We start from the raw sequence: 2,455 nt of genomic DNA, 5'->3' as shown, positions 1-2,455 counted from the left end.
CCGGCTCGACCTTCAAGGCGGCATCGGGGTAGATGTCCTTGAGGTTCTTCATCACCTGGTCCTTGTCGGGGCTGACGATCACCTGGCCGTTGCGGTCGGCGAGGAAGGCGTGGCCGATGCCGCCGAAGTCCACGGCATTGATGATGTCCACCAGGGTATTGAGGCTCAGGTCGCCGCCGACCACGCCGAGCAGTTCGCCGCTGGCCTTGGCCTTGACCGGGATGGCGATGGTCACCACCAGGCCGCCCACCGACGCCTGGTAGGGCGGGGTCAGCAGGGTCTTGTCGGCCGTTACGGCGGCGGTGTACCACGGCCGCTGGCGCGGGTCATAGCCGTCGGGCATCTTGGCGTCCGGCCGCTGGGTGAACACGCCGTTGTTCTGGCCGAAATAGGTGAACTGGAAGTTGTTGGTGTACGACGGCTGGTCGACCAGCCCGGACAGGGTTTCACCGGTACCTTGCTGGGCGATGTCCTGAGCAAGGTTCTCAAGCACCAGGATGCGCCCGCTCATCCAGTTCTGCACGCTGCCGGCGGTCTGCGCCCCGGCCTGGCGTACGGAGGATTCGATGTTCTGGCGGATGGTGTTGCGCTGCAGGTAGTCGTTGTAGAGGGTGAACAAGGCAAATGCCAGGACAACGACGCCGCAGGCACTGAGCAGGATCTTGTGGCGGAATTTCAGGTTCATGTTTCGAGACCTTGGGCCGGTGAAGGGAGGACGCCGCGCGCTCGTGGCACGCATGGCGATACCTGTCACCAGGCTATCGGCCGGTCTTGAAAAATATTGAAAAAACTAGGCTCTGTCTGAAAAGTCTTGAGACGCCGGTCAGGCAAGGCGAAAACAGCCGAGGAAGCGGAGTTTATGGGTTGTAAATGAGCATTCCGAGGCTGTTTTCAACGCAGCATGACCAAGTATCAAGGCTTTTCAGACAGAGCCTAGGGATGACGGGCCAACAGTTCCACCAGGGTCCGAGCTGCCAGGTGCAGCGGCTGCTGCTTGAGCCAGAAGGCGTGCACCGGCAGCTCCAGGGCATTCTGGGTATTGCGAAAGTCCAGGCGCACCAGGCGACCGGCCTCGATCAGTGGCGCCACTCGGGACAAGGGGAAGTTGCCCCAGCCCAGGCCCGCCTCGACCATTTGCAAAGCCAGGTCCAGGCTGTTGCTGCGCCAATGGGTCGCCGCGACCAGCGGGCGCGGGTCGGACAGCGGCACGTCGATGCTGCGGACCAGGACCTGGCGCACGTTGAACAGGTCTTCCAGATAATGGATACGCCCGTTGCCCAGCGCAGGGTGGTGCGGTGAAAGGGTGGCCACCAGCGACTCTATGGCGATGTGCTGGAAACTGCGCCGAGGGTCCACGTGCAGGCCGGCGAAGGCCAGGCACAGGCTGACCCGACCGTCGTCGAGCAATTGCAGGGCTTCCTCCTGGGGCGCGCTGAGCAGTTCGATGTCCAGCAGTGGGTGCCGTTCGCCGAGCACGGCAATGGCCGCGAGCAAGGGGCTTTGGTCGATGTCGGGCACCACGGCGATGGCCAGGCGGCTCTCGAGGCCTCGGGAGAGCTCCAACGCATGGACTTGCAACAGACCCAGCTGTTCGGCGATCAGTCGGGCATGGGGCTCCAGAGCTCGGGCCTGGGCCGTTGGGCGTGCCTCGCGCGCGCCGCGTTCGAACAGTGGGTAGCCCAGTTCCGCCTCGAGATTGCCGATGGCCATGCTCACGGCCGAAGGCACGCGGGACAACGCCCGCGCGGCGGCGGAAAAGGACCCGCGGTCGAGCACGGCGAGAAACAGCTGGATATTGTCGCTGGAAAAATTCATGGATCGGCCTCCTTTCAATAAATCTGAAAGGTGCTGACTTTTTCTGTCAAGAAGATTGATTCATTCTGGCTGCCTTCGTGAAACATCCAGAGATTGAAAGCTGTGCAAGGACTCAAACGCAAACTGGTCTATGTGACCTTCTATGAACTGATCGGCCTGTGCATGTCGACCCTGGGGCTGGCGTACCTGTCCGACACCCAAGCGTCCCATACCGGGCCGCTGGCGGTGATGATCACCACCATCGCCATGCTCTGGAACCTGATCTACAACAGCCTGTTCGAATGGTGGGAAAGCCGCCAGGCCAAGCGTGGCCGTAGCGTGGCTCGGCGTGTTGGGCATGCCATCGGTTTCCAGTTGACCTTGGTGGTCTACTTGATTCCGCTGATCGCCTGGTGGCTGGACATGACCTTGGTGGAAGCGTTCCTGGTGGACCTGGCGTTCATCATCCTGGTGCCGTGCTACACCTTCGTCTACAACTGGGCGTTCGATCGCATCTTCGGCTTGCCGATGTCGGCGATGGCGACTGCCTGAAATGAAGGGGGGGCGGGTCGGGTGCTATCGCGGGGGGCGCCCCCCCGCCCCCAACAAACCCGCCAAAATTTATTTTTTGGGCCCGCTTGGGGGGGGGGGGGGGCGCCCG

General features: G+C 62.4%; 3 protein-coding genes. 1 reads left to right on the top strand and 2 read right to left on the bottom strand.

Going from position 1 to position 2,455, the window contains the following annotated elements; genetic code table 11:
- On the bottom strand, window positions 1–685 hold a 685-nt coding region (locus tag IRZ56_RS22865; protein WP_196147024.1), incomplete at its 3' end, for a cache domain-containing protein.
- 248 nt (window positions 686–933) lie between these two features.
- Window positions 934–1,815 carry a LysR family transcriptional regulator gene (locus tag IRZ56_RS22860; RefSeq protein ID WP_196147023.1) on the bottom strand — a complete coding sequence of 294 codons (882 nt, stop codon included), beginning with the start codon at window positions 1,813–1,815 and terminating at the stop codon, window positions 934–936.
- Between the two features lie 102 nt (window positions 1,816–1,917).
- On the opposite strand from IRZ56_RS22860, the gene IRZ56_RS22855 reads away from it, so the two are divergent.
- Entirely contained in the window at window positions 1,918–2,346 is a 429-nt protein-coding gene (locus IRZ56_RS22855; protein ID WP_196147022.1) for a PACE efflux transporter, read from the top strand.
- Window positions 2,347–2,455 lie beyond the last annotated feature (109 nt).

It is taken from the genome of Pseudomonas guariconensis (assembly GCF_015680235.1).
GTDB lineage: Bacteria > Pseudomonadota > Gammaproteobacteria > Pseudomonadales > Pseudomonadaceae > Aquipseudomonas > Aquipseudomonas guariconensis_A.
The sequence above is the reverse complement of the archived record's forward strand: the minus strand, read 5'-3'. Positions and strand labels throughout refer to the sequence as shown.

What these genes read in the sequence shown, in the direction of transcription:
- IRZ56_RS22860 (WP_196147023.1), bottom strand. Translation starts at nt 1,815, where the DNA reads ATGAATTTTTCCAGCGACAATATCCAGCTGTTTCTCGCCGTGCTCGAC.